Source organism: Collinsella sp. Sow4_E3 (assembly GCF_052116285.1).
GTDB lineage: Bacteria > Actinomycetota > Coriobacteriia > Coriobacteriales > Coriobacteriaceae > Collinsella.
Genome location: NZ_JBQKLJ010000002.1, coordinates 154,778 through 180,215, shown reverse-complemented (window position 1 = coordinate 180,215; position 25,438 = coordinate 154,778). Strand labels below are relative to the sequence as shown.

General features: G+C 58.5%; 19 protein-coding genes and 1 tRNA gene. 13 read left to right on the top strand and 7 right to left on the bottom strand.

Annotated elements, in window-relative coordinates:
* Nucleotides 1-343: 343 nt before the first annotated feature.
* From ACTQ48_RS02675 to glmU, 3 genes are all read right to left on the bottom strand, one after another.
* Nucleotides 344-1,180 carry a hypothetical protein gene (locus tag ACTQ48_RS02675; RefSeq protein WP_427717995.1) on the bottom strand — a complete coding sequence of 279 codons (837 nt, stop codon included), beginning with the start codon at nt 1,178-1,180 and terminating at the stop codon, nt 344-346.
* A 746-nt stretch (nt 1,181-1,926) separates the two neighbouring features.
* Nucleotides 1,927-2,913 carry a ribose-phosphate diphosphokinase gene (locus ACTQ48_RS02670; RefSeq protein ID WP_154516678.1) on the bottom strand — a complete coding sequence of 329 codons (987 nt, stop codon included), beginning with the start codon at nt 2,911-2,913 and terminating at the stop codon, nt 1,927-1,929.
* Between the two features lie 193 nt (nt 2,914-3,106).
* A complete protein-coding gene (gene glmU / locus ACTQ48_RS02665; protein WP_154516675.1) occupies nt 3,107-4,519 on the bottom strand; it encodes a bifunctional UDP-N-acetylglucosamine diphosphorylase/glucosamine-1-phosphate N-acetyltransferase GlmU in 1,413 nt (470 codons plus the stop codon).
* 205 nt (nt 4,520-4,724) lie between these two features.
* On the opposite strand from glmU, the gene ACTQ48_RS02660 reads away from it, so the two are divergent.
* The 3 genes from ACTQ48_RS02660 to ACTQ48_RS02650 are packed head-to-tail and all read left to right on the top strand — an operon-like array spanning nt 4,725 to nt 7,964.
* The gene (locus tag ACTQ48_RS02660; protein WP_441033173.1) at nt 4,725-5,603 is read left to right on the top strand and encodes an energy-coupling factor transporter transmembrane component T; all 879 of its coding nucleotides are present in this window, start codon (nt 4,725-4,727) and stop codon (nt 5,601-5,603) included.
* The gene (locus tag ACTQ48_RS02655) at nt 5,603-7,246 is read left to right on the top strand and encodes an ABC transporter ATP-binding protein (RefSeq protein ID WP_441570063.1); all 1,644 of its coding nucleotides are present in this window, start codon (nt 5,603-5,605) and stop codon (nt 7,244-7,246) included. The genes ACTQ48_RS02660 and ACTQ48_RS02655 overlap by 1 nt, the downstream gene beginning before the upstream one ends.
* A gap of 4 nt (nt 7,247-7,250) precedes the next feature.
* A complete protein-coding gene (locus tag ACTQ48_RS02650) occupies nt 7,251-7,964 on the top strand; it encodes a DUF6580 family putative transport protein (RefSeq protein WP_441564513.1) in 714 nt (237 codons plus the stop codon).
* A 535-nt stretch (nt 7,965-8,499) separates the two neighbouring features.
* On the opposite strand, the gene ACTQ48_RS02645 is transcribed toward ACTQ48_RS02650, so the two are convergent.
* Nucleotides 8,500-9,318: an exodeoxyribonuclease III gene (locus tag ACTQ48_RS02645; RefSeq protein ID WP_154516667.1), complete on the bottom strand. Its 819-nt coding sequence runs from the start codon at nt 9,316-9,318 to the stop codon at nt 8,500-8,502.
* A gap of 136 nt (nt 9,319-9,454) precedes the next feature.
* On the opposite strand from ACTQ48_RS02645, the gene ACTQ48_RS02640 reads away from it, so the two are divergent.
* From ACTQ48_RS02640 to ACTQ48_RS02615, 6 genes are all read left to right on the top strand, one after another.
* Nucleotides 9,455-10,207 (top strand): NAD-dependent protein deacylase, encoded by a 753-nt coding sequence (locus tag ACTQ48_RS02640; RefSeq protein WP_441570062.1) that lies wholly within the window; start codon nt 9,455-9,457, stop codon nt 10,205-10,207.
* A gap of 94 nt (nt 10,208-10,301) precedes the next feature.
* The gene (folP, locus tag ACTQ48_RS02635; RefSeq protein ID WP_441540346.1) at nt 10,302-12,029 is read left to right on the top strand and encodes a dihydropteroate synthase; all 1,728 of its coding nucleotides are present in this window, start codon (nt 10,302-10,304) and stop codon (nt 12,027-12,029) included.
* Nucleotides 12,030-12,731 carry a hypothetical protein gene (locus tag ACTQ48_RS02630; RefSeq protein ID WP_441570061.1) on the top strand — a complete coding sequence of 234 codons (702 nt, stop codon included), beginning with the start codon at nt 12,030-12,032 and terminating at the stop codon, nt 12,729-12,731. It abuts the gene before it with no gap.
* 263 nt (nt 12,732-12,994) lie between these two features.
* Nucleotides 12,995-14,191 carry an ATP-binding protein gene (locus ACTQ48_RS02625; RefSeq protein ID WP_441570060.1) on the top strand — a complete coding sequence of 399 codons (1,197 nt, stop codon included), beginning with the start codon at nt 12,995-12,997 and terminating at the stop codon, nt 14,189-14,191.
* Between the two features lie 159 nt (nt 14,192-14,350).
* Nucleotides 14,351-15,457, top strand: a complete 1,107-nt coding sequence (locus tag ACTQ48_RS02620) for a serpin family protein (protein ID WP_441570059.1) — start codon at nt 14,351-14,353, stop codon at nt 15,455-15,457.
* Nucleotides 15,458-15,703: 246 nt separating this feature from the next.
* Nucleotides 15,704-16,198 carry an ATP-grasp domain-containing protein gene (locus tag ACTQ48_RS02615; protein ID WP_441570058.1) on the top strand — a complete coding sequence of 165 codons (495 nt, stop codon included), beginning with the start codon at nt 15,704-15,706 and terminating at the stop codon, nt 16,196-16,198.
* 204 nt (nt 16,199-16,402) lie between these two features.
* Here ACTQ48_RS02615 and ACTQ48_RS02610 read toward each other — a convergent pair whose 3' ends face one another.
* Nucleotides 16,403-17,176: a type III pantothenate kinase gene (locus ACTQ48_RS02610; RefSeq protein WP_427718022.1), complete on the bottom strand. Its 774-nt coding sequence runs from the start codon at nt 17,174-17,176 to the stop codon at nt 16,403-16,405.
* 197 nt (nt 17,177-17,373) lie between these two features.
* Here ACTQ48_RS02610 and ACTQ48_RS02605 point away from each other — a divergent pair.
* A tRNA-Met gene (locus tag ACTQ48_RS02605) sits at nt 17,374-17,450 on the top strand.
* 325 nt (nt 17,451-17,775) lie between these two features.
* Here the strand turns inward: ACTQ48_RS02605 and ACTQ48_RS02600 are convergent.
* Nucleotides 17,776-19,440: a C45 family autoproteolytic acyltransferase/hydolase gene (locus tag ACTQ48_RS02600; protein ID WP_441559018.1), complete on the bottom strand. Its 1,665-nt coding sequence runs from the start codon at nt 19,438-19,440 to the stop codon at nt 17,776-17,778.
* A 258-nt stretch (nt 19,441-19,698) separates the two neighbouring features.
* Nucleotides 19,699-20,652 carry a helix-turn-helix transcriptional regulator gene (locus ACTQ48_RS02595; RefSeq protein ID WP_441564523.1) on the bottom strand — a complete coding sequence of 318 codons (954 nt, stop codon included), beginning with the start codon at nt 20,650-20,652 and terminating at the stop codon, nt 19,699-19,701.
* Nucleotides 20,653-21,382: 730 nt separating this feature from the next.
* Here ACTQ48_RS02595 and ACTQ48_RS02590 point away from each other — a divergent pair.
* The 3 genes from ACTQ48_RS02590 (at nt 21,383) to ACTQ48_RS02580 (ending at nt 25,336) form a co-directional block, all read left to right on the top strand.
* Nucleotides 21,383-21,808: an FAD-binding protein gene (locus tag ACTQ48_RS02590; RefSeq protein WP_441570090.1), complete on the top strand. Its 426-nt coding sequence runs from the start codon at nt 21,383-21,385 to the stop codon at nt 21,806-21,808.
* 647 nt (nt 21,809-22,455) lie between these two features.
* Nucleotides 22,456-24,486 carry a bilirubin reductase, long form gene (gene bilR, locus ACTQ48_RS02585; RefSeq protein ID WP_441570057.1) on the top strand — a complete coding sequence of 677 codons (2,031 nt, stop codon included), beginning with the start codon at nt 22,456-22,458 and terminating at the stop codon, nt 24,484-24,486.
* Nucleotides 24,487-24,940: 454 nt separating this feature from the next.
* Nucleotides 24,941-25,336 carry a helix-turn-helix domain-containing protein gene (locus ACTQ48_RS02580; RefSeq protein WP_229770663.1) on the top strand — a complete coding sequence of 132 codons (396 nt, stop codon included), beginning with the start codon at nt 24,941-24,943 and terminating at the stop codon, nt 25,334-25,336.
* Nucleotides 25,337-25,438: the final 102 nt, after the last annotated feature.

Below are 25,438 nucleotides of genomic sequence, written 5' to 3'. Positions count from 1 at the left end.
TCCTTTCCTCGATTTGTCGCCTGCTATGGTGAGCGACCCCGTTGCTGCTGTCAAATGGAGGGTGATTGAGGCCGCATGAGGGCGTTTGGACAGTCGTCAGAAGCCGGGATGGACAGTTAGTTCAGATTTGTATAAACCAAGAGATCTTTGACTGCCAAAATCGGGGCCACGGAATTGTCACGGCGCTTTGGGGAGCACAATTTGCGCTATTTCAGATCTTTTGAGTCTTCAAATGAGGTGATTGGCGCCGGGACGGCGGCAAACCACCTCGAAATGAGCCGTCTGTTTATACAAATCTGAACTAACTGTCCAGCCATGCTCGGTAACACTGGGTAAAAGTCTTTTAGACCGGCGCGAGGCCGATTCCGGCCCGCAGGGTGTTGAGCCAGGCGGCCTGACGCTTGCGATAACCCTTGATGCGGTAGCGGAATCGAACTCCCGCAAGTCGATGCATCGTCTGGGCGAAGGCTTCGAGTGCAACAAGGTCCTTCATTTGGTCACGGTTGATAACCAGGACGTGGATACCCATGGCCTTAAGGCCATTGTTGCGATTGCCATCGTGGATGCGAGCGTTTTGAAGCTCATGTCCAATTCCGTTGTATTCGTTGTCGACTCCGGCTGCTGGGCAATATAAGTCGCAGATGGCGTAGGGGATGCCCGAGGACATGTTGACCGCAAGGGTGTCGAAATCGACTCGATAGTTGAGCAGCAGGCCTCCCATGGGCAGGCTGCAACACCCGAATCCGCCAAAGCGCATGGGTGCGCCCAGGACGGCGAACATCAATGATTCCGCTGGGGATGCGGATCCGGCCCGGGCAAGTTTGATAGCTGTGCGAAACGAGGCGTAGGAACTACTTTTGGCAAACCGTGCGACTGCCTCGAGCTCTTCGATGGTTGTGGCGGGCTCGCATTTGTAGTGCGCCTGTTCGTAGCGGGTTTCGGCTTGCTTTTCGGGTGTCGGTTGGTCGCCCTGGCAATCGAGATCGTCCATCGTTTCGAAGCTGTTGGCCTCGGGCCACGTGTCGTCGTAGGCGATGGGGTAAGTTGCTTCGGGCGGAAGTGAGTAGGTTCCGAGCAGTTCCATGAGAAGCATCAAGGTTTTGGCAACCGATTCATTTTTGGAACAAAGCATGGCCGTCATGGCGGGAGACGTTGCGTAGATGTCGGCTTCGATGTGCATGATCGCGCCCTGGGGGAGAGGGGCGGTGATGGTGTGCTGGAGGAGCCGTCCGTCGGGTCGTCTGTTGCTGCCGCTCGCAACAAAGAGGTCTAGACGCTCGGAGTCGTCTTCGCTCCAGGCGTCAAGTATTGCAAGGGCCGCAAAGTCTATGGCGTCCTTGTTGGGAACGCAACCTACGAGGGCTTGTGTCTGTTGCTCGTCATCGATGGCGTCCCAGGGAAGGGCGGAGTACGCCCGTCGAGCGCGGCGAATTGCGCGGAGGGCGGAGAGGTGTGAAATTACGGTTGTCATAGCTATAAGGTACTAAGCCGTTGGCGAAATGATATGGCCGTGCCGTTCTTTTCGCTCAAAGGGGCGTCGCGCGCCGCGGGCGGTAACGACATCATACGGAATGCCTTGGAAAAGTGGAGAATGGAGTGATGGGTTGGCCCTGGAGGCATCTACCGAGATGGGTGCTGGACAGTTAGTTCAGATTTGTACAAGGTGACCGGGGTGTATTGCCGTTGTTGAAGGACTCGGTGGGCAAAATGGGGCCAATGGCATGGTGAAGAGATCCATAGGTGGAGGAATCGAGTGGAATTATGCCGGCAAGAGAGCTTTCGACGCATTAAATGGCCCAAACGAATGCCAAATTAATACAAATCTGAACTAACTGTCCAAGGCGGGTTGTCGAGGGGCAGAAAAAAGGGTCGGAAGTGAGCTTCCGACCCTTCAAAAACACCAAAGATGATGCGATGCGCGCTGGATTACAGCGCGAAGTCGCCGCCGACGAGCGTGGAGACGGGCTCCTCGTGGTAAACGGCAGAGATGGCCTCGGCGAACTCCTCGGCGACCGAGATGGTCTTGATCTTGCCGCCAACCTCGACGGGGATGGCATCGGTGACGAGGCACTCGACGATGGGGGCGTCGTTCAGGCGCTCGATGGCCGGGCCCGAGAAGATGCCGTGGGTGGCGCACACGTAGATGTCGCCGGCACCCATGGCCTTGAGCTCCTTGACGTTGGCGCACAGGGTGCCAGCGGTGTCGATCATGTCGTCATTGATGATGCAGGTCTTGCCCTTGATGTCACCGATGATGCCCATGACCTCGGCGGCGTTGTGGCGCGGACGGCCCTTGTGGGCGATGGCGAGGCTGCAGCCGAGCATGTCGGAGAGCTTCTTGGCAGCTTTGGCGCGACCCACGTCGGGGGAGACGACAACCAGGTTGTCGGTGTCGAAGTGCATGTCGTTGTAGTACTGGCCAAACAGCGGCAGTGCAGACAGGTGGTTAACCGGGATATCGAAGAAACCCTGAATCTGGCCCTGATGCAGGTCGAGGGTGATGATGCGGTTGACGCCAGCGCGCTCGAGCAGGTTGGCGACGAGGCGGGCGGTGATGGGCTCGCGCGGGCCGGCCTTGCGGTCCTGGCGGGCATAGCCGTAGTGGGTGATGACGGCGGTGATGGAGCGGGCGGATGCGCGCTTGGCAGCGTCGGTGGCGATGAGCAGCTCCATGAGCATGTCGTTGACGTTGCCGCCGGCCACGGACTGAATCAGGAAGACGTCGGCGCCGCGGACGGTCTCGTCGTAGCGGGCGTAAATCTCACCGTTGGCGAACTGCTTTAGCGTAAGGCCCGAAAGCTCGACCCCAAGGTACTCAGCGATCTTCTGAGCGAGGGGACGGTTGGAGGAACCGGAATACACGCGGATGGACTTGCGCATATTCTCCGACTTCTCGGGATCATTAATCGGCATTACCCTTCTCCTTTATATATCGAATGCCATATAGATGCCTTGTTGCATTGTAACCGCGTGGCGGGGTTTATCGGGTCTTGATAACGTCTTTACCGTCAACGGACACGAACCGACCACTCATCCGGTCGCGCAGGTCAGCATAGAAAAAGGAGCCATCCCCATGGGAACAGCTCCTTAGATGCTTGGTAAAACGTTATACCTCGTCGTCCTCGTGCAGACGGCGGCGATAATCGGCGGCCCAGCCCTCAATATTTACCTGACGGGCGCGGCCCAGGCCGAGTGCGTCAGCCGGGACCGGCTCGGTGATGACGGAGCCGGCGGCCACGAGTGCGCCGTCGCCGATCTGGGCAGGCGCGACCATCATGGTATCGGAACCGATGAAGGCATCCTTGCCGATGACGGTCTTGTGCTTGTGCACGCCGTCGTAGTTGCAGGTGATGGAGCCCGCGCCCACGTTGACGCCGGAACCCATGGTGGTGTCGCCGATGTAGGACAGGTGCGGTACCTTGGAGCCCTCGCCGATCGTGGACTTCTTGATCTCCACGTGTGTGCCGGCCTTGGAGCCATCGAGCATGTGGGTGCCCGGGCGCAGGTAGGCGCGCGGGCCGCAGTCGACGCCGTTCTCGATGACAGCCTCGATGGCGATGGTCTCATCGATGGTGCAGCCGCTGCCAACGGTGGTGTCGGTGAGGCGGCTGTTGGGGCCGAGCTGGCACTCCTCGCCCACGGTGACGTGGCCGATCAGGTGCGTCTGCGGCCACACGACGGTGTCGCGGCCGATGACGGCGTCGGGGCCGATCCAGGCCTGCGTGGGGTCGATGAAGGTAACGCCCTCGGCCATCCAGTGCTCGTTGATGCGGTCGCGCGCGATAGCGGTGAGTTGCGCGAGCTGGATCCGGCTGTTGACGCCCAGGCCGTCGCGGTAGTCGTCGCAGTGGAAGATGGAGACTGCCTGGCCGTGGCCCTTGAGAATCTCAAGCATGTCGGGCAGGTAGTACTCGGACTGCGCGTTGTCGTTGCCGATCTCGCTGATGTGGGCGGCGAGCTGCGCGCCGTCGAAGGCGTAGCAGCCGGCGTTGCACTCGAGCAACGTGGCGGCCTGCTCGGGCGTGCAGTCCTTCTGCTCGATGATGCGCTCGATCTGGCCGTCGGCGCCCAGCTTGATGCGGCCGTAGCCAAAGGGATCGGGCGGGGTCATGGTCATGACGGTGCAGGCGAGCTCGCCGCCGGCGACGGTCTGCGCGAACTTGGCGACGGTGTCGGCGGTGATGAGCGGCAGGTCGCCGTTGAGCACGACGACGGGGCCTTGCATGATGCCGCATGCCTCGAGCGCGACCTTTACGGCGTGGCCGGTGCCCAGGCGCTCGGTTTGTTCGACGCACTCGACCTTGGTGGCGCTGTTGGCGTAGGCGCCGTCGATAAGGGCGCGCATCTCGTCGGCGTGGCTGCCGATGACGACCACGACGCGGCTGCAGCCGGCCTTGATGGTGGCGTCGACGATCCACTGGACCATGGGCTTGCCCAGGATCTTGTGCGAAACCTTGCAGTGGTTCGACTTCATGCGGGTGCCCTCGCCGGCGGCGAGGATAATTGCGGTTGCGTCCATGTGATCTCCTGTTACGTTATAGAGACGTGTGTTTGGAAACGATACACGGCGCAATATGATACCGCAGGCATATGATGAGCGCGTAACGATTGGCGCATGGCGGCCGATGTCGGTTCCGCCGGCGTGACGTTTGCGCTGGTTGTGCATGGCAGCGGCACTGCGGCGTTGGCGTTTGAGCGAGGGGATGGGGGCGTCCGTGGATATCATGCGAGAGGAATCGGGCAACGAGCCCGTCGCGGCATTCTCGATGTCGCATCCGGCGGTGCCGGCGCTCTACATGGTGCTGACGCTGGGGCTCACCATGTTCTCGATGCAACCGGTGCTACTTGCGCTGTCGCTTGCGGGCGGGCTGGCGTATGGGTTTGCGACGCGCGGCGTCGCACGCACGTTGGGGGCGCTTCGCTGGCAGCTACCGGTGATTTTGATTATCGCGGTGCTCAACCCGTTATTTAGCGCTTCGGGCTCGACGGAACTGTTCCGTATTGGCATGCGTGCGGTGTATCTGGAGAGCATGGTATACGGCCTGTGCATGGGCGGGCTGTTTGTGGCGAGCGTGCTGTGGTTTGAGGCCGCGGCGTCCATGCTTAGCTACGACAGGGTGCTTGCGCTTTTGGGTAACACCGCGCCGGTGATCGCGCTCATGATCTCGATGTGTATGAGGCTTATCCCGCAGTTTTTGCGTCGCGGTCGCACGGTGCTGGCGGTGCAGGATGCGATTGATGTGCCGGGCCGCGCGCAGGCCGACCCCGTGCGTTCGCGCCTACGGGCATCGAGCGTGTTGATGGGCTGGGGCATGGAAGATTCGCTGGAGCGTGCGGACGCCATGCGCTCCCGTGGGTGGGGCGCCGCGGCGCGTCGCACGACGTACGCGCGGTATCGGCTGGCGCGCGGCGACGTTGCCGCGCTGGTTGGGCTTGCGCTGTTTGGCGTGGCCACGGCGGCAGTGGCGTGGACCGCGACGATGCAGTATTCGTTTTACCCGCAGCTTTCGGTGCCGGCGCCGTGGCCTGGCTATGTTGTATACGCGACCTGGATGGCGCTGCCCTGCGTGGTGCATGCGATTGACGAGAAGAGGTTTGGCTGATGGCTCGGTTGGACGGGAGCATCATGGCGGACGCGGTGTGCGGCTCGGATATACCGGCGATTGAAGTTCGGGGCCTGCGCTTTGCCTACCCCGGGGCCGAAGTGCCGGTGTTCGAGGAGCTCGATTGGCGTGTTCCCCAAGGGACGTTTGCGTTGCTTGTCGGTGGTACCGGGTCGGGCAAGTCGACATTACTCTCGTTGCTCAAGCCCGAGATTTCGCCGGCGGGCGAATGCTCCGGCGAGCTGCGCATGCTGGGCGAAAGCGTTGCCGACATGGACGTTCGCGCGTCCGCGGAGCGCGTGGGCTATGTGTTTCAGGACCCCGAGAACCAGATTGTGTGCGAAACCGTGTGGCACGAGATGGCGTTTGGCCTGGAAAACTTAGGCATGTCGCGCGACGAGATGCGTCGTCGCGTGGCCGAGACCAGTTATTTCTTTGGGGTTGAGGATTGGCTCCACCGCGATACCGATACGCTTTCGGGCGGACGCAAGCAGCTGCTGTCGCTGGCAGCCGTGCTGGCGTTGCGCCCTCGCGTGCTGCTGCTCGACGAGCCCACGTCCCAACTGGATCCCGTTGCCGAGAAAAATTTTCTGCATGCGCTGTTTCGCGTGAATCGCGAGCTGGGCTGCACGGTTGTTGTGGCAACGCACCAGCCGCGCTCGATGCTTGAATACGCGACGTGCGCGTATCGGATTGAGGGTGGGCGCGTATACGAGGTCGCTGACATCGCCTCCTTGGGGCATCGCGAAGAGCTGTTTTCTGGCGAGGTGCCAGGGTGGGGTGGCTCGTGGCGTGCAAAAAACGGAGTTTTCAGCAGCGCCAGTGGCCGGCCGGGCTATTTGGACCCGCGCGTGGGCGCTCCGGGCGCAAAAAAAAGACCGAAATCGGACAAATCGGCTGAATTTGAGGCGCAAATCCTGTTGCAAGACGACTCGGGGGCGCCGTCGTGCGCCGGTGGATGCCGAATACTCCCAAAAATGCACGCTGGGTCGGCTACCACCCTGGCAGGGGGCTGGTTTCGCTACGATCGAGCGTCCGGCTGGGTGCTGCGCGGGCTCGATGCGTCGTTTTCGGCAGGCGCGGTGCATGCTGTTGTGGGCGGTAACGGCTGCGGTAAGTCGACAATGCTTTCGGTGCTGGCCAAGACGGTCAAGTTGCAGCGTGGGCATATGGAGCGCGGGGCGGCTTCGGCGGCACTGCTGCCTCAGAATCCCAAGGCGCTGCTGGTTGCCGAGACGGTGCGCGAGGAGCTGATGGAATGGGCTTCGACCTGCGGATATGACGAGGCTATGGCGCGAGAGCGCGCGACGAGTCTGGGATTGTCCGGCTTGGATGGGCGCCATCCGTACGATCTTTCGGGCGGGCAGCGCCAGCTGCTTGCGTTGGCAAAGCTGCTGTTGATCGGCCCCGAGCTGCTATTGCTCGATGAGCCCACCAAGGGTCTGGACCTGGCCAGCCGTCGCATCATCGCCCGCGCCCTGCGCGACCATGCGGAGGCTGGCGGTACCGTCATCATGGCAACGCACGATCTGGATTTTGCCGAGCAGGTTACCGATGACATTGCCATGATGTTCGACGGTGAGATTGCCTGCATGGAGCCGCCCGCCGACTTTTTTGCCGACAATGTGTTTTATAGGGCGTGATGGGATGGCGGATTATCGCGTCTTGCGCATACTCGCAAAACTGGAGATCCCACTGCTGCTGGCGGTGCCAGCGGTAATGGCCGCGGCGTTGCTGGCAGGCGTTGAGCAGGCGGCGCTTGCCATGCTGGTTGTGGTGGCGCTGGTGCTCGCGCTGTTCTTTGCGGGCTACGAGGCGTCGCGACCGGGCCTGCGCCAGATTATGCCCTCGCTGGTTCTGGCGGCGTTGGCCGCGGCGGGGCGTATCTTGTTTGGCCCCATTCCCGACTTTAAACCGGTGAGCGCCATCGCCATTATCGCCGGGACGACGCTTGGTCGCCGCAATGGTTTTATGGTTGGCGCGCTGGCGGCGCTGACCAGCAATTTCTTTTTTGGGCAGGGCATGTGGACACCGTGGCAGATGTATGCCTGGGGGCTCGTGGGATACGTTGGCGGTGCGCTGGCGCATGCGGGTGCGTTCGACCGTGCCGATGGAACCGTGCGCATGCCGGCGCTGATGGCGTACGGCTTTGCGTCGGGCCTGCTCTATGGCGCCGTGATTAACGCCTACGACATCATCGGTTTTGTGCAACCGCTCACGTGGGCGGGCGCCGTGGCGCGTCTTGCCACGGCGGTACCGTTCGATATCACACACGGCCTTGCGACCTGCGTGTTCTTGGCCGCTCTCTACAAACCTTGGTGTCGTCGCATTAACCGTGTCGTCGTGAAATACGGGCTGTAGTGGCGGCTGCGCCGGGGCGAGAATCAATACTGTCGAAGTGCCATTTTAAAACTATGCCGGTTTACGGGGCTAGATTGGCACAGGCAGACCATGCCGGCTTTTTCCGAAAATAGACGATCCGTCTACCTGCGGTTTTATTTTGCTTGAATTGCGTTTGGTTGGGGATTTGCGATTCAGCCCCGTAAACCGGCATAGTTTTGGAATGGCCGGCTGACATGATGGGCGTCGTGGCCCTTATAGAGCCAAATCGATCCGTTTTCTTCCGCCCCCAGACGTCCCCAGGGAATCAGTTGACGGCGCTTGCCACGAAACTGGCCCATCTACTACGTTTAGCTTGATACCCTCGACCATGACCGCGTTTTATGAAAAACCGCAGGCTTTCTACCTGCGGTTTTCTTTTTGCGTTGTTCGCCGTGGTTGAGGGTAGTGGCTTAAACGTAGTAGATGGGGCAGTTTCGTGGCGGGTGTGTCGCGTGGATTCCCTCGCGAGGTGAAAATGATCCGTTTTGCTTCGTCCCCGAGGGGTCGGCTGGTGCTAGAGCTCTAGGGTGAGGGTGACGGGGCAGTGGTCGCTGCCAAAGATGTCGCCGCGGATGCCGGTGTCGCGCACGTTGCCGGCGATGGCGTCGCTCACCAGGAAGTAATCGATGCGCCAGCCCGCGTTGTTCTTGCGGGCATTAAAGCGGTAGCTCCACCAGCTGTAGACGCCCTCGACGTCGGGATTTGCCGCGCGCCAGGTATCGGTAAACCCGGCGTCGAGCAGCTCGGTAAACTTACCGCGCTCCTCGTCCGAAAAGCCTGCGTTGCCGCGGTTGGACTTGGGGTTCTTGAGGTCGATCTCCTCGTGCGCGACGTTAAAGTCGCCGCAGGTCACCACGGGCTTGCCGGTCTCGCGCTCGAGTCCCGCCAAAAAGCCGCGATAGGCATCGTCCCAGGCCATGCGCACATCGATGCGCGCGAGCTCATTTTGGGCGTTGGGCGTATAGACGTCCACAAACCAAAACTTGTCGAACTCGAGCGCGCAGACGCGGCCCTCGGTCGCGGCCTGCGCCACGAGCTCGGCTGCCGCGCCCTCGCCGGCGTAAGGCAGCAGCGCATCGGCGCGCAGCACGCGTAGCGGTTCCTGGCGGCTAAAGACCGCAGTGCCCGAATAGCCTTTACGCTCGGCGTAGCTCCAGGTTTGGTGATAACCGGGCAGGTCGATATCGGCCTGGCCCTCCTGCAGCTTGGTCTCTTGCAGCGCCAGGATATCGACATTGAGCTCCTGTGCGATCTGGATAAAGCTCGGGTCCTTTTTGAGCACGGCGCGCAGACCGTTGACGTTCCACGAGGCGAAAGTGTAAGTCTGAGGCATGGTGTCCTTTCGACGGGGTTTGCAGGCTTAAGATTAGCGCAAAAGGGGCGGTGGTGGGCTCCGCGCGTGCTGACTCAAAGGCCGCATGCTGGGATGTCGCCCGACGCTGCCCGACCAACAAGGACGGAGGACTCATATGACGCAGGCGATATCGGATCCCAAGCGGGCCTCCGCCGCACTGGCGGAGCTGTTTGGTACCCACAAGCGTGTGGTCTTCTTTGGCGGCGCCGGTGTTTCCACGGCGAGTGGCATTCCCGATTTCCGCAGCGTGGACGGCCTATATCACCAACAGTTTGCCTACCCGCCCGAGACCATGCTCTCGCATAGCTTTTACGAGGCGCATCCGGCCGAGTTCTTCGACTTCTACCGCACCAAGATGATCTCGCTTGGCGCCAAGCCCAACCGCTGCCACACCAAGCTGGCCGATCTGGAGCGTGCCGGCAAACTAAATGCCGTTGTGACGCAAAATATCGACGGTCTGCATCAGATGGCGGGCTCGCAGCGCGTGTTCGAGCTGCACGGATCGGTCCATCGCAACATTTGCCAGTCGTGCGGCGCGGTCTATAGCGCCGAGTGGATTTGCGCCCGCGGGCACGAGGACGCCGCGGGTGTGCCCGTGTGCCCCGCGTGCGGCGGGCGCATTAAGCCCGATGTGGTGCTCTACGAGGAGCCGCTCGACGAGCATGTGCTGACCGACGCCGTTGCCGCCATTGCCGCGGCCGATGCCCTCATTGTGGGCGGGACCTCGCTCGTGGTGTATCCGGCGGCGGGTCTTACGCGATACTTTACCGGCGATACGCTGGCCATATGCAATCTTGCTCCCACCGATCAGGATGTAAATGCCGACCTGCTGATTTCTTGCGACATCGCTGCCGCGTTTGCGTTCTAGCCCGCGCGCGCGGATACAATAGAAAGACTAATTGCAAAGCGACCCCGCCGCCTGCGCCCGAGCGTGGCGGCGCGGGCATTTTAGGAGGATGTTCATGGCGAACGACAGCAAGACATGGCGGTGCGGAAAGTACGAGCTCAGCTTTGACCGTCCGCGCATCATGGGCGTCCTCAACGTGACGCCCGATTCGTTTAGCGACGGCGGGGAGCATTTCGACCCGGATGCCGCCATCGAGTACGGCCTGGCGATGCTCGACGCCGGTGCCGACATCATCGACGTGGGCGGCGAGTCCACGCGCCCGGGTTTTACCCCGGTCAACCCTGACGAGGAGGCTCGCCGCGTGCTGCCCGTTGTGCGTGCGTTGGCCAAAGAGGGCGCCATCGTCTCGATCGACACACGTCACGTGGCGGTTGCCAAGGCGGCCGTGCGCTGCGGCGCCTCGATCGTCAACGACGTGACGGGCTTCACCGACCCCAAGATGGTCGAGTTTGTCGCGACGAGCACCTGCGGCGTCATCGTGATGCACGCCGGCGAGGTCGCCGCGCCCGCTCGCACGCATGCAACGGTGCAGCTCGATACCTCTGCCGCGGCGTTTGTTGCCGAGAAGGCGCGCGAGGCGGCTGCCGAGGCCGCGCGCGAGGCCGAGAAGCCCGCCCGCCGTCGTCGCGGCAAGCTGCTGGGCGAGCCCAAGACGGAGGCCAAACTGCCGGGTGGCGTGGTGCAGCCCTCGCTGCCGTTTGGCGATCCGGAGCCAGCGCCCGAGCCAACGGGCGAGCAGAAACAGGAGACGCCGGCCGCCGAGCAGGCTACCCCTGCCGCCGAGGCCGCCGCGACCCCTGAGCCCGCGCCGGAGCCCAGCGATCACTTGGCCGCCATGATGCGCCGCAGCGCCCGCCGCGAGGAGGCTTATGTGCCCACCTCGCAGCTCCGCCGCTTTACCCTGCCCGATTCGGCGCCCATCATGCGCCGCGTCATGGGCTTTCTGTCCGATCAGGCCCGCGCGCTCATCCACGCCGGCGTGTCACGCGACCGTATCTGCATCGATCCGGGTCCGGGTTTTGGCAAGACGGCCAACGAAGACATCGTCATCCAGCGCGAGACCGCCAAGATGGCGTCGCTGGGCTATCCGCTCATGTGCGCCGTGTCGCGCAAGCGCTTTGTGGGCGCCGTCTCGGGCGTGACCGAGGCCGCCGAGCGCGATGCCGCCACCTTTGGCGTGTGCCTGGGCGCTATCCAGGCCGGTGCCAACATCGTGCGCGTGCACGATGTCACCGGCTTTGCGCAGTTCCTGAACGGCTACTGGGCTGTTGCCAAGCCGCAGCCGCGTCGCGCGTTTGTGGCCGTGGGCTCCAACCTGGGGCATCGTTGCGACAACATCCGCGCCGCGCGCGACATGATCGCCGAGATTCCGCTCACCTGTGTATCCAACTGCTCGCGCATCTACGAGAGCGAGCCGGCCTACGAGACGCGCCAGGACGCGTTTGCCAACGCTGTCATCGAGATCAAGACCGAGCTGGCGCCGCTAGTGCTGCTCGACGAGCTTATGAAGATCGAGGCCGAGCTGGGGCGCGACCGATCCAAGAAGGCCAAGGTCAACGGCCCGCGCACCATCGACCTGGACTTGCTGTGGATGGATGGCGAGACCCATGGCGGCAAAAAGCTGCGCCTGCCGCATCCGCTCATCGGCGAGCGCGACTTTGTGCTGGTGCCGCTCGAGGACCTGATGCACGACCCGGCGCGGTTCTTCCGCTACAACGGTGTAGAGGTCAAGGAGCCCGAGGATCGCGTGGGCCATATCGTGGGCGAATTGGGGCGTATGTAGATGATTGAGATGAATGCTGTTGCCGCCGGTACCGAGCTCGACGCGGCACGTGACGCGGGCCGCGAGGGCGTGTCCGCGGGCTGGTGCGCTTGGAGCGTGGGCGAGGCGTCGTTGACGTTTTCGCTGGTCGTACGCCCGGATGTGAATATGCACGCCTTCCATGGCCTGCCGTTTGTGGCGGCGATGGGCATGATGGACGCGCTCGCGGGAACGGCATCGACGCCGGGGCTGGGTCTTGCCGGTAAGGTGGGCATTCATTGGCCGAGCGATATTGTGTGCGGCGCGCCCGCGTTTGAGACGTCGTTTGCACGCGTCGCCGTCAACGGTGGCGCCGGTGCCGCGGGTATGTTCGGTGCCGTGACGGTGGATATTGAGCGTTCGGCGCTGAGCGAGCTCGGTGTGGACGTGGCTGACGAAGCGCTGGTCGAAGCGCTGACTACCGCCGTGCTGGCCCGCGTGGACGCCTGGGCGGTTGTCGCCAACACGCCGCAGGGCGCCGCCGGCCCGCTGGCTCCCGTGCTGGGCGAGTACTTCGACATGGTGCCGCTGCTGGGCCGCCAGGTTGCGGCGGTGTCGCCCAACGGCTTGCCGCTTGCGGTTGGTGTGTTTGCGGGCCTGGACATCTGGGGTCGCGCGACCATCAAGACCGATGCCGGCGAGCAGGAGTTTCCGCCCGAGGCCGTACGGATTCGCGGGCTGTAACGCGAGATGCCTGCGCTCAAAGACAACGATGACTACAAGACCCTCCCCGGCAGAGCGAACTGCCTCTGCCGGGGAGGGTCTTTGCGCGACTACAGGGTGGCATCGCGGCCCTATTCCTCAAAACTGAAAATTTTTCGTTTTTGAGGAATAGGATTAAGGCAGCTCGGCCTTTCGCGAGGTATATTCGCTATAGAGCCTATTCCTCAAAACTGAAAAATTTTCGTTTTTGAGGAATAGAGATAAAAGACCGCGAGGAGGCCCCGATGAAACTCATCAATAGAGCGTCATATATGGACACGTTGACGAGTCTTATTGGCGTGCCGGATATCAAGGTCATCACGGGCATCCGCCGCAGCGGTAAATCAAAATTGCTCGAGGCCCTCCGCGATTACGTGGAGGCAAATCTGCCTAATTCGAATGTCATCCATATCAACTACAACCTCGATGAGTTCGAGAACCTGCTCGAGTATCACGCGTTGCTCGCTTATGTAAAAGATCATCGGGTGTCCGGCAAACAAAACTTTCTGCTTATCGATGAGGTTCAGATGTGCGAGGGTTTTGAGCGTGCGACCAACAGCCTTCACGCATCCGAGCATTATGACATCTTCATTACCGGATCGAATGCCTTTTTGCTGTCGAGCGATCTGTCGACGCTCTTTACGGGGCGCACGTTCGAGATCGAGGTTTTCCCATTCTCGTTTGAGGAGTATCGTCTCTATGGCGACGAGGGCGAGGTCGACCGTGACTTCGATGAGTACGCGAGAACCGGCGGTATGTCTGGCTCTTACCCTTATCCACTGCAGGAGCAGCGCTATCAATATCTCTCCAACGTCTTTAAGACGCTCATTGTGAGAGGTATCGTGCAACGGCATAACGTGAGAAACGAATCGGCGCTGCTGCGCATTGCCGATTACATGATGGACAACGTTTCCAACATTACGTCGGCACGCAACATTACCGATGCATTAAATGCGGATGGACTAAAGATTACGAACAAGACGGTCGGTGCGTACATGGGGTACCTGTGCGATGCGTTTGCCTTCTATAAAGTTCGCCGATACGACATTCGCGGCAAGAAATACCTTAAGAGCGGCGAGAAGTATTACCTGGCAGACCACGCGTTCAAATACGCGCTGCTCGGTACACGTGATATGGATTGGGGGCGCGTATACGAGAACATAGTGGCAATCGAGCTGCTGCGCCGCGGATATGAGGTATACGTCGGCGTGCTCTATAAAAAGGAAATAGACTTTGTAGCAATCAAGCGAAGCGAGAAGCTCTACATTCAGGTGAGCGACGACATCAGCTCGGACAAGACATTTGAACGCGAGATTTCGCCACTGCTGAGCATTGGCGATGCGTATCCCAAGATGATTCTCTCCCGCACGCATCACGAGGCCACGGACCGCAATGGGGTGCAGATCGTGGACCTGGCGAGGTGGCTGTGCGGCGAGGCGTAGCGTGCATCGAGCCTGTTCCTCAAAACTGAAAATTTTTCGTTTTTGAGGAATAGAAAGGCTTTGAGCCTCTTAGAAAGCCATTGGGCTGCCTTTCCGGTGCGAGATTTGTGTCCGCGCCGTGCAAAATAATAGTTTATGTCCTAACGATGGGAGCAGACTATGGCTGACAAAGCAAATTCGGCGTGTCCACAGGCATGGAGGGTTGCAAAATCCCTATCCGAGAAAATACTCGCTCAAGGCAAGAACGGGGTTTGGTCGCCTGCGTGCGTCGCGAGCTTGTTGACGATTGTACGAAAGGGTGCCTCGGGCGCCACATGTCGGGAGCTCGACATGCTCCTGGGCGATGGCGACATGTTTAGCGAGCGTGATCCCTTCGGCATCGAGCTGGAGCGGAACTGGGGCTATGACGGTTATGACGCGAGCACGGCAACGGCAGCTTGGCTTTCCAGGTCCGCGAGCCCATCGGAGGCGTTTCTGCACGAGTGCGACAAATGCAGCGTGCATGTGTCAATCGATGACTTGGCCGATCCGCGCGTTAGCCAACGGGTGACCGATTGGATAGCCGAACAAACTCACGGCCTACTGTCGCCAAGCATCGAGTTATCACCAGTGGCTCTTGCCTGTCTTGTGAGCGCGCTTTACATGAAGGATGCATGGGCGGATCCGTTTGACGGCGAATCGACCAAAGTTGAGACCTTCCATGCAAAGAACGGCGATGTTCAAGCAGCGTTTATGCGTGGCAAGCGCGATTGTGTGGTGATCGTCGAGAACGGCAGGGTTGCCTTCTTGTTGCCGCTCAGCTCCGATGCCGGCGTGTGTTTTGTTCTTCCGAGCGGCGAGGATGATCATGTTGATGACGCGCTTGGGCTATTCGAGCGTCTGTCCCAAGGCGAGGGAGAATGGGAGCCCGTCGACCTGGGGATTCCTCGCTTTGAATGCGAGTCGACGCTCTCGGACGTCTGCTCGCTGCTAAAGGCCGCCGGCGTCTCTACGGCAACTGCGATGGAGCTTACACCTATGGTGGGGGTAGAGGGGACTCCAACGCAGATTGTCCATGGCGCGAAGTTCGCTGTCGATGAGAACGGCGTAGAGGCCGGCGCGTACACGGTGATGGTCGCTGTCGCGGGCCTTCCGCCGGAGAACCCGCCAGAGCCGCGCAAGATAACGCTTGACAAGCCTTTCTATGCAGCGCTCGTGTCTCGCACCGGCGTACCGCTCTTTGTGGCAAGCGTCGCGCTGCCGTCGGTGGACGTGCAAGAAAGGTGAGGTTGAGGTTTGCGAGGGGGGCTGCTATGCCAAGGGTTGCCAACGTACTTTTTCCAGCTGACTATTTTGAAAAGATAGTTCCAGATGGGTCGATGCGCATCGAATATGAGTCTGCGTGTGCTGAGGGGCGTCTTGACGTGGGGCTTTTCGATCTGGAACTGTTCGAGGAGCGTGGAGAGCTCGCGCTCTGCTTTTCTAGGCCATCGGGCTGATGCGGTGTTAATCAACCGCATGTTCACGGAGTTTATGGTCAAGGACTATGTAAAGTCGGTCAAAGGGACGAGGTTTCCCGCTAGCTTTCACACTCCCGTGAGCCAAGAGCGCATGGACGGGATTGTTAAAGAGTTCGTCAAGCTCCGCGGGGACCTTTTCACGGTCGGTATTGTCTGCAAAGAGTACGTTGATCTGGCCCGCTACGGTGGTGCAACGAATGAATGGAGAGCTTTCTATCTCGACGGGAATCTCCTCAACGTATGCCGGAATTCAAATCAGCCGACCAATGTTGCGAAGCCGCCCGAGGAGCTTGTACTGGCGTGCTCAAATCTTGGGAGCCCCTACTACACCGTGGACTTTGCGGAGCGAGTGGATGGAACCTGGATTGTGGTGGAGACCGGCGACGGGCAGGTGTCGGGCCTCGCTGCAGCGCAGGATCCGGCTATCTACTATCAAGTGCTTGCGGATGCCCTCGAAAGGCGGGATGCGGACGGAGGCCGGGCTTGTGCGTCTGGCATTCGGACCTAGTGCAACACTACGCCGCGTTTGCCGAGGGGGCGGCGTCGCGACACGAAAGCGACGCTGTCGCATTTGTGTCGGTCTTTCTGTTTTGATGAAACGTAGTCCCTTGATCTGGCTCACGGAGGGGTTGAAGAACTAGAGTCATCTAGTCCGTGCGTCAGAGAAACCGAGGGGATAAGACAGTGCTCACGCTTGGCTCCGGTCCCTGTCTTACCCCAGCTCCTGCATGCGGCGGTAGATTTCGCAGATACCCTTAATGGTGAGCTGTCCATCGACCACGTCGAAGGCATCGGTCGAATCGGCGACGATGCCGGCGAGGCCTCCCGTGGCGATAACGGTGGCATCCTCGCGGCCCAGCTCGCGCTTCATGCGCGCGACCAGGCCTTCGGCCATAGCGGCGGTGCCCACCACGGCGCCGACCTTGATGCACTCCTCGGTATCGCGGCCGATGGCGTGCTCGGGCGCCTCGAGCGGCACGCTGGCGAGCTTGGCGGCGCGGGCGGCAAGTGCATCCATGGAGATGCGGATGCCCGGCGCGATCGCTCCGCCAATGTAATAACCGTCCTCATCGATGACGTCGATATTGGTTGCGGTGCCAAAGTCCACCACGATTGCCGGCGCGCCGTAGAAAGTCTCGGCCGCAACGGCGTTGGCAACGCGGTCGGCACCTACGGCCTGGGGACGCGCCGCGCGCAGCTTGGTCACGGCGGCCGTCTGCGGCCCAATGACGATGGCGTCTGCGGCAATGCGGTCGGCCACGGCATGCCATTCACGCGAGAGCTGCGGCACCACGCCCGCAAAGGCGATAGCATCGACCGCGTCGAGCGAAAGGCCGTACATCTTAAAAAAACCCATCAGGCGCACGTGGATCTCGTCGGCGGTATAGGAGCGGTCGGTGGGCATGCGCCACGACTGCACCAGCTCGTCTCCGTCAAACAGGCCCATGGCCGTCTGCGTGTTTCCCATATCGATAGCGAGCAGCATGTCTACTCCCGGTTTCGGCATAAAAGGACGCGCACCATTGTATACGTGCTGTCGACGGCGCTCGGCTGCGATTCGTTTACGGTGATATGGGCTGAGGGGTTTTAAATATGAAGGAATTATGCTCTACGAGATTTTCCTTGCCGTTTACCGAACTCCCGCGTAGTATTCTTTCTTGCGCACATGAGGCGCCCAGACATTGCGGGGTGGAGCAGTCTGGTAGCTCGCCGGGCTCATAACCCGGAGGTCGTAGGTTCAAATCCTGCCCCCGCGACCAAGACTTTTAACAGCTCAGAGGCATTGTTCTCTGAGCTGTTTTTCTTTGGATAAATAGCACGGCGAGCTAGTTGCTGCGCGGGCATTTTGGATCCCCCCGTGTCAATCTCTGCGCCTTGGAGGTCGTTGGTTCGAATCCGGCCTCCACGATCAAAACTCCGGGTCAGGCGCAGGAAAGCCTGGCAGCGCGAATAAACGAAAAATACCATCATGCCGAGATGATCGGCATGATGGTACATCTTGGAAGTGATCTCGAGCTCTATCTTTAGGGAGGGTTCGAGATCACTTCCGCTTTCTTTAAATGACGAGCTGAGCGTTACGCAAGATTATTGAATAATTACATTTTCAGTAGTATAAGATGCCTGTGCGTATCGCTGAGCATTGGCAAACTGCGAAGTAGCAAGGCCATACATAATCGCAGCCTGCTCCTTATCGCCTTTCGCATTGGCGCAATCAGCCATAGTGGTGTAATTGCATCCCGTGTGCACCGCCTCAGCAGCCTTATTGTAATACTCCATGGACTCGTCATCCACTGAGCCCTTCTTATACAATTCAGCTCCTGCATTTCTTACCGCAATACGCGCGTCGATTTCTGCGCTCTTATTAGTGGCCTGCATGTTCTTTCCGAGAGTAAGCCTGTAGTAATTAGCTGTACCATAGGGAACGTCTGAACGGAATTTCTCGTCATGACCTCTCAAGACATACATTTCCTGATCAGTTGCATCGAAAATTGTCCTGAAAATCGTCTTGAATTCTATGTCATCGCCTTCTGGAGAGTGGAACTGATAGAAACCACCGAAGTCCCAATTTTCCTCACTCCATTTGCCCTCGTCATAGTAACGAATGCTTCCGAGTCCGTTCGCGAGCGTGAGTGGGGTAACGCTGCCGCTCTCGTCTTGCATAACCTTTTCTAGAGTATTGGCTCTTGGCACGCTATCCGGATATGCCTCATATGAATCATTCATCCAGAGCTCATCCTTGAAATGATTCGCTGCAATTAGATAGTCCGTCTCACCGTAGTCACCGGCTTTGCGCACTACATATGCATTATCTTTTTGCTCGATGAGATACGCATTTCCCTTGTTGTCGGAAACGTTGATGTTACCCGTGTGAATCCACTCAGTTTTCGTAAGCATTTTGACTGCTTCGTCTGCCGTATCGCACTTTGTGGCTGTGTACCAATAAGCAAACAAAGTATCGAGGAAGGTGCCTTCCCTATCGATTGTCTTAGCATCATCGCTTGGCGATGCCGTAGGCCCTCCGGCATAGGTAATAATAAGGCCCTTAGAGTTCATGAACGCATTTCCCTGCAATCCACCTGATGCAATGACTGCATTGCCATGTTTCGGATAAGAAACCATGCTCGAGAACATTGCGGCGGGTGTTGTGCTGACTGCATCAAGATTAGCGGCTCCAAGATGATGACCATCCTGAGTCATACTTCCCCAAGCAGATACATTCATACATGTTTTTGAACGCTCTGGATCATTTGAGCTCTCTGGATCAAAATGCATCATGAGGTCATAGTTAAGAACAGATGAGCCCATAACTGCAACTACTGCATCTTCCTTTGAGACTCCTGCCCCCTCAGCTACTCCCGACAAGAAATTAAATACAGATGGATCATCCTCTTCATAATGTTTCAGAATCTTACCCATAGCTTCGTTATATGCGGCATCGTCTGCCTCTGCATAAATTGAAGCCATTACAGCTGTCCAGTTACTTTCTAACTGATCCTTTTGCTGTAAGCCATACTGCTTTCCCATGTCAAACCAGGAGCCATTTACATACACAACTTCTTGCGCATTTCCTGCGTTGACGGTTGCATCGAACTTCCCGTCAAACTCTTCGTTTTCAGAAGTTGATCCGGCATTTGCCAGCGTGCCGTCTGATGACCCACCTTGCGTATTGTTTGCAGAGCATCCTGGGCCTGCCACCATGCTTAAACATAGGCTGGCGCAACACAATACGCAGGCTATCTTTCTTCTCATAATCCTGTCACCTTCTCTTTCAGAGGTTCCGTGTTGCCGATAACTTGATGGCTAAAGCAAAGACCCCTCGTTGCCGACAACCTAATGACAAAATTATGTAATTTTCCGATCCGCTTTCACATGAACTGGTCTCGATAAATATGTTCAATCTTAGCCTATACCCTGGTTTAGCGCTTTATGAACCAGGGTTCATAAAGCGCTAAGCTGTATAAACAAAAGGAAGTGGGATTCATATTGATTAGCCCAACGTAATCAACGTTATGAACATCTGATTTTCTGCAGCAACTGCATCCTGTTGCTAACATCGGCCTTCTGGTAAATGTTATGTGTATGAGATTTGACGGTGCCAGTCGAAATAAACAACAGTTCGGATATCTCCTGTGTGCTTTTCTCCTTGAGCAAGAATCCCAGAATCTCTCGCTCTCTGAGACTAAGGCCAATAGATGTCGCATAGGCGTCTATGATTTCTTCCGAAAGCTCTCCTGTCAAGGCTTCATAGCTAATCGGTTTCACTGTGATCTTGTCAACAAGAAAACGCGCCGCAACAACAATAAGATATGCGGCAACAACTATCTGGGAGACGCTTTCGCCAAAATTGCGGCTTCGAATCGCGCCGCTAGTTACTAGGCTTGCAACATCATTATTAAGCCCATAATGTAACCCCGTAAGAATATCCTCAAAGACGGTCATTAATCCAAGGATTCCAACCAGTCGCAAGAACATATCTAACCTTAAAAATATGCTCTTATTCACTGTTTTGCCAAAGGACCTGCTACCGATAAAGGCTAGTACGATAACCAGAAGCTGGAATGGCAACAAATAACAAATATACAAGAATCCTGTACGCACCTTTAACAAAGGGAACATGATGAGCCAGATGAACAATGGCGCTTCCACCAATGTCAATATCCACGTTTTTGACCCTCCAACAGCCCCCTTGAATAAATGACATATGAGAAAGGCGCAGGCGAAATATAATAGCGACTTGATTACTACGGGCACCGAAAAAAAATTATGGAAGTAATAATAAAGGGGCGAACTTATTTCGTATCCTCGAACTATTAGCTCAATCAAGTACTGGCTTAGCATAAACAGAGCGATATACAGATATTCCTTCTTTTGACCTCCGATATAGAGGATTAAATAAAGGGCTGCACAGATTACACAGCCAGATTTTATTAATAAACTTAAAACAGCAGACAGTACCAGCATCAGGACCCACCACCCTTTTCCTTTTATAGCGCGCAGTGCCCTATTTAATTCATATCATTTGTCCGCAATCCGTCTTCTGGATCTCCTTGCTCTGCTTCTAGTAAGCAAGCCTTTTCCCGCAACCTCTTCAGCATCCTTTCAATAGTACGTCATATAATACCAGTTGCAGCGTCCGTATCATTCGCTATGAATATCGCCGCCGTGCCCAGTAGCCTTCAGGCGTCCCGAAGGCCGGTGCGTCGCCGCTGACGGGCACGATGCGCTTTTTCACGAGTCTAAAGATCCATAATCTACGGACTTTCCTCTCTCTTGTCATACTTTTGAAAGTGTTCGTAAGAGGCTACCGATCCATTGGAGGCGTAGAGAGTCCAGGTGATGCGCGGACTCATCCCATCGAGCAGGCGGGTGGAGTCTGGCATTCCAAGTGGGATGAGCGTCGTCGGGGGGATCTTGCCTAAAGATATTGGACTGTTTAATAGGACTAAACATAAGAAAACTCGATTATCAGGGGCGGGTGCCATAAGGCACACCGCCCCCCTTTGTGCGTATGGCGCCAGGACCATGCGCTCGAAAGCGTTGCCCAAACGCATGGTTCATCCGCACAAAGCACATGGTCGCTATGGGCAAACATCGGTGCGCCTGCACATGGTTTTGAGCCTGTTCTCGAGCGAAAGTATGGCTGTCGATACGCATGCAATTCGCATGAAACCCGGGCTCGTCCGAGAGCCCTATAAAGGAGGATTCGCATGAAACAGTTAGAGACCGACGTCGTTGTCGTCGCCGCTGGTCTGAGCGGCCTTGCCGCAGCGGTCGCTGCAGCCGAGGCGGGCGCTCGCGTCATCGCGCGGCGACCACGATGACCAAGCGCATGACCGAGCGTGCCCAGGACCTGGGTGTCGAGTTTATATTTGAGTGCCCGGGCACCGGCCTTATCAAGGGTGAGGACGGCGCCATCTGCGGCGTGACTGCCAAGGACAAGGACGGCGAGGAGTACCAGATCTCGTGCAAGTTCGCGATTGTCGCCACGGGCGGTTTTGGCCACAACGCCAAGCTCATCAAGGAGAAGCTCGACTTTGAGTGGGGTAAAGACCTGTTCTCGTTTGCCATTCCGGGCATGGACGGCGATGGCATCAACTTAGGTTGTTTAAAAAGGTGAGTGTGGCGGTCGTTTCCTCGAATGGGGACGGTGTTGCTGCTGGGGTTTGTCTCGATCTGTAACAGGTGGGTCCGATTTTGGTCTGTAGATGTTACAGATTGAGATTTCCGGCGAGCGGGGCTCCGTTTGTCTCGATCTGTAACACGAGGGACGGATTTTGCCGAGTTGTTGTTACAGATTGAGATATTCGGACGGACAGTTGCCGTTTGTCTTGATCTGTAACAGGTGGAGGCCAAAAGTCGGTCTAGATGTTACAGATTGAGATGTTTGGTCGGACCGAGTTTGTTCGTCTCGATCTGTAACATCTGGGGTCGTTTTTGGCCTGTAGGTGTTACAAATCGAGATTTTCCGACGGAACGCCTCCGTTTGTCTTGATCTGTAACAGGTAGGGGTCAAAAGTGGGTCTAGCTGTTACAAATTTAGATTGTTGAGGATGGGTCGAGAGGAATATCTCGATCTGTAACAGTAAGACCCGGTTTTGCTGGGTAGCTGTTACAGATTGAGACAAACCGACGGACCGCCCCGCCCCATCCGCCTGCCGCCACCTGATATTCGCCGATTTTCGTTGTGTCGCTGTACCCCCATGCCATATCCTCTAAACAACTACGCGGCACCATCGCCGCCGCGTCTACAAGAGAGGAATGTCCATGACCGCACCTGCGTCCAAGCTGCTCCAGCCCATTACGGTTGGCCCCCTTGAGCTCAAGAACCGCATTATGTTCCCGCCGCTGACCACCGGCTATGAGGAGCGCGACGGTTCCATCGGCGAGCGCAGCCTGGCTTTTTACGAGCGTCTGGCCCGTGGCGGCGTGGGCTACATCGTCATCGGCGACGTCGCTCCCGTCATGACCGCAAGCCCCACGCCCAAGCTGGCAACCGACGCCCAGATCCCCACGTTTAAGGCACTGGCCGACGCCGTCCACAAACACGGTGCCAAGGTCGCGCTGCAGCTGTTCCACCCCGAGTACGATGTGCCCGGTGTCGGCCGCATGGTCATGGGCTCCATGGCTGCGGCCAAAGCCGCGCAGGAGGCCAAGGCCGCCGGCGACGAGGAGACCTTTGCCGCCAAGATGGCCGAGTCCAACGAGATCCGCAAGCAGGCATATGCCAAGCTGCACCACGATATGCAGCACTTTGTGAACGAGGCGAGCGTAGAGCAGCTCACCCAGATCAAGGAGGCCATCGCTGCCTCGGCCGCTCGCGCGCAGCAGGCCGGCATCGACGCCATCGAGGTCCACGGCGACCGCCTGGTGGGTTCGCTGTGCTCCGCGATCCTCAACAAGCGAACCGACGAGTACGGTGGCTCGTTTGAGAACCGCGTTCGCTACGCGCTGGAGGTCGTCGCTGCCATCAAGGAAGCCGCGCCGCAGCTGATGGTGGAGTATAAGCTCCCCGTGATCATGGAGAACCCCGACGGCACGCCGCGTGGCAAGGGCGGCCTGCAGCCCGATGAGGCCTGCGAGTTCGCCAAGCTGCTCGAGGGCGCGGGCATCGATATGATCCAGGTTGCACAAGCCAACCACACCGGCAATATGGGCGACACCATTCCGTCCATGGGCGCCATGCCCTACAACTGGACGCTGCCCGTGGCCGAGCGCGTCAAGGCCCTGGTCTCCGTGCCGGTGGCAACTGTGGGCCGTGTTGTCTCGGTCGAGGCTGGCGAGAAGATCCTGGAAGACGGCGCAGCCGATATCATCGCCTATGGCCGCTCGCTCATGTGCGACCCCGACATTGCGCTGAAGGCCGCCACGGGCGAACCCATCCGCGAGTGCCTCAACTGCAACAAGGGCTGCGTCGATGCGATTCAAAACCGCAGGTACATCTCGTGTGTGCTCAATGCCGAGAACGGCGACGAGGCTACCATCGCCATTAAGCCGGGCGAGGGCGACAAGAAGATCGCCGTTGTGGGCGGCGGTATTGCCGGTCTGGAGGCCGCACGCGTGGCGGCCAAGCGCGGCTACGACGTGACCGTCTACGAGGCGAGCGATCACTTGGGCGGCCAGATTGTGCTGGCGGCCGCGCCCCCGCGCAAGGACGAGATTATGCGCTCCGTCGAGTATTACGAGAAGATTCTGCCCGGCCTGGGCGTGAAGGTTGAGCTCAACCACGTCGCTACCACTGAGGACCTCAACGCCGCCGACGCCGCGATTGTGGCTGTGGGCGCGCACGACGTGGTCATCCCCGTTCCGGGTGCCGATTCTAAGAAGGTCGTCTCGAGCTGGGACGTGCTGGCCGGCAAAGTGGAGCTTACGGGCCGCGTCGCCGTCATTGGCGGTGGCCTGGTGGGCACCGAGACTGCCGAGTACCTGCTGCAGCACGGCTGCGAAGTGGCGATCGTGGAGATGCTCGACAAGATTGCCGCAGGCGAGTCCGAGACCATTCTGCCGCTGATTATGAGCGACTTTGCAGAGCACAACGTGGAGCAGCACGTGAAGACCCGTCTGACCGCCATTACCGACGAGGGCGTGGAGGCCGTGCGCACTGCCGATGACGGCGCCGAGGAGCCGGTGAAGATCGCCTGCGATTACGTGGTGATGGCCGTCGGTTCCAAGGCCAACGCGTTTGACTTGGATGGCGTTACGGTGCCCGTGACCTGTGTGGGCGACTGCTCGGGCGAGCGCACCGCCGACATTGCGAACGCCATTCGCACGGCATATCACGCGGCCAACGAGCTGTAGTTGAACATCGCGGCCAGGCGGGGCGGTAGCACGGATCTGTCTCGCCCGGCCGCGTCCCATCGGGTGTCAATCGGGGCGGGGCCTGCAAGCGCAGCAGGTCCCGCCCTTTTTGTTTTGCCCCGGTGGACGGCAATGCGCGCTAATCATGGGGAGTGAGGCGTCTACTGCCTTGCAGGCTGCTCAAAATTATTGGAGGAGGGGTTAATAATCATATCCTCTATTCCAAAGGATATAAAGAGATGCCAATGTTGCTGGCAAGCGAATGACGATTAGCTGCGAGCTAGTTACCAGCGTAAATAATCAATAAAGAAATGTCGTAAATTGGTGTCAAATTCCCAGATAGCGCCGCGTCTATTTTAATTAACTGCTTTGAGCAAACAGTAAAATGCTACTATCTAACTTGCGCGTAAGAAAGCAATTTAACGTTTAAGGCTAAGAAGTAGAAGTGGCAGGTATGTCAGAAACAACAAGGACTCGCACGCATGCGCCCGAGATTAGGCAGCGTGCTGTCGAGATCCTCCAAGAAGGGGTCGGCCATCGCGCGCTCGCCGCAGAGCTTGGCATCCCCCAGGCCACAGCCCGTCAGTGGGCCCGTGCGTATGCCGTGGGCGGCGCCGACGCCGTTCTCAATGCGGGCTCTCATCACCACACATATTCGTTTGACGTTAAGCTTGCCGTGGTTAAGGACCGCTTGGAACATGGTCTGACGGTGCGTGAGGTCATGGTCAAGCACAAGATCCCCAGCGAGTCTTCGGTTAAAGCTTGGTGCCGACAGTATCGCGACGGTGGCGAGGCCGCCTTGGTCGATAAGCCGCGGGGTCGTAAACCGCGCGTTAAAAAGGCGGAATAGCGAACGGGATGGTGCGTCCGCAGGGGCGCATTTTTCTTGCCGCGCCAACTTTTTGGACCGCCGCGAGTCTATCGGGACATCCTTCAAAGTGGTCAATAAACC

Coding starts and splice junctions, on each gene's coding strand:
- ACTQ48_RS02640 (WP_441570062.1), top strand. CDS start 9,455: ATGACGCAGGCGATATCGGATCCCAAGCGGGCCTCCGCCGCACTGGCG.
- folP (WP_441540346.1), top strand. CDS start 10,302: ATGGCGAACGACAGCAAGACATGGCGGTGCGGAAAGTACGAGCTCAGC.
- ACTQ48_RS02645 (WP_154516667.1), bottom strand. CDS start 9,318: ATGCCTCAGACTTACACTTTCGCCTCGTGGAACGTCAACGGTCTGCGC.
- ACTQ48_RS02595 (WP_441564523.1), bottom strand. CDS start 20,652: ATGCTGGTACTGTCTGCTGTTTTAAGTTTATTAATAAAATCTGGCTGT.
- glmU (WP_154516675.1), bottom strand. CDS start 4,519: ATGGACGCAACCGCAATTATCCTCGCCGCCGGCGAGGGCACCCGCATG.
- ACTQ48_RS02630 (WP_441570061.1), top strand. CDS start 12,030: ATGATTGAGATGAATGCTGTTGCCGCCGGTACCGAGCTCGACGCGGCA.
- ACTQ48_RS02675 (WP_427717995.1), bottom strand. CDS start 1,180: ATGCACATCGAAGCCGACATCTACGCAACGTCTCCCGCCATGACGGCC.
- ACTQ48_RS02650 (WP_441564513.1), top strand. CDS start 7,251: ATGGCGGATTATCGCGTCTTGCGCATACTCGCAAAACTGGAGATCCCA.
- ACTQ48_RS02600 (WP_441559018.1), bottom strand. CDS start 19,440: ATGAGAAGAAAGATAGCCTGCGTATTGTGTTGCGCCAGCCTATGTTTA.
- ACTQ48_RS02620 (WP_441570059.1), top strand. CDS start 14,351: ATGGCTGACAAAGCAAATTCGGCGTGTCCACAGGCATGGAGGGTTGCA.
- ACTQ48_RS02660 (WP_441033173.1), top strand. CDS start 4,725: ATGCGAGAGGAATCGGGCAACGAGCCCGTCGCGGCATTCTCGATGTCG.
- ACTQ48_RS02655 (WP_441570063.1), top strand. CDS start 5,603: ATGGCTCGGTTGGACGGGAGCATCATGGCGGACGCGGTGTGCGGCTCG.
- ACTQ48_RS02580 (WP_229770663.1), top strand. CDS start 24,941: ATGTCAGAAACAACAAGGACTCGCACGCATGCGCCCGAGATTAGGCAG.
- ACTQ48_RS02625 (WP_441570060.1), top strand. CDS start 12,995: ATGAAACTCATCAATAGAGCGTCATATATGGACACGTTGACGAGTCTT.
- ACTQ48_RS02670 (WP_154516678.1), bottom strand. CDS start 2,913: ATGCCGATTAATGATCCCGAGAAGTCGGAGAATATGCGCAAGTCCATC.
- bilR (WP_441570057.1), top strand. CDS start 22,456: ATGACCGCACCTGCGTCCAAGCTGCTCCAGCCCATTACGGTTGGCCCC.
- ACTQ48_RS02615 (WP_441570058.1), top strand. CDS start 15,704: ATGGTCAAGGACTATGTAAAGTCGGTCAAAGGGACGAGGTTTCCCGCT.
- ACTQ48_RS02610 (WP_427718022.1), bottom strand. CDS start 17,176: ATGCTGCTCGCTATCGATATGGGAAACACGCAGACGGCCATGGGCCTG.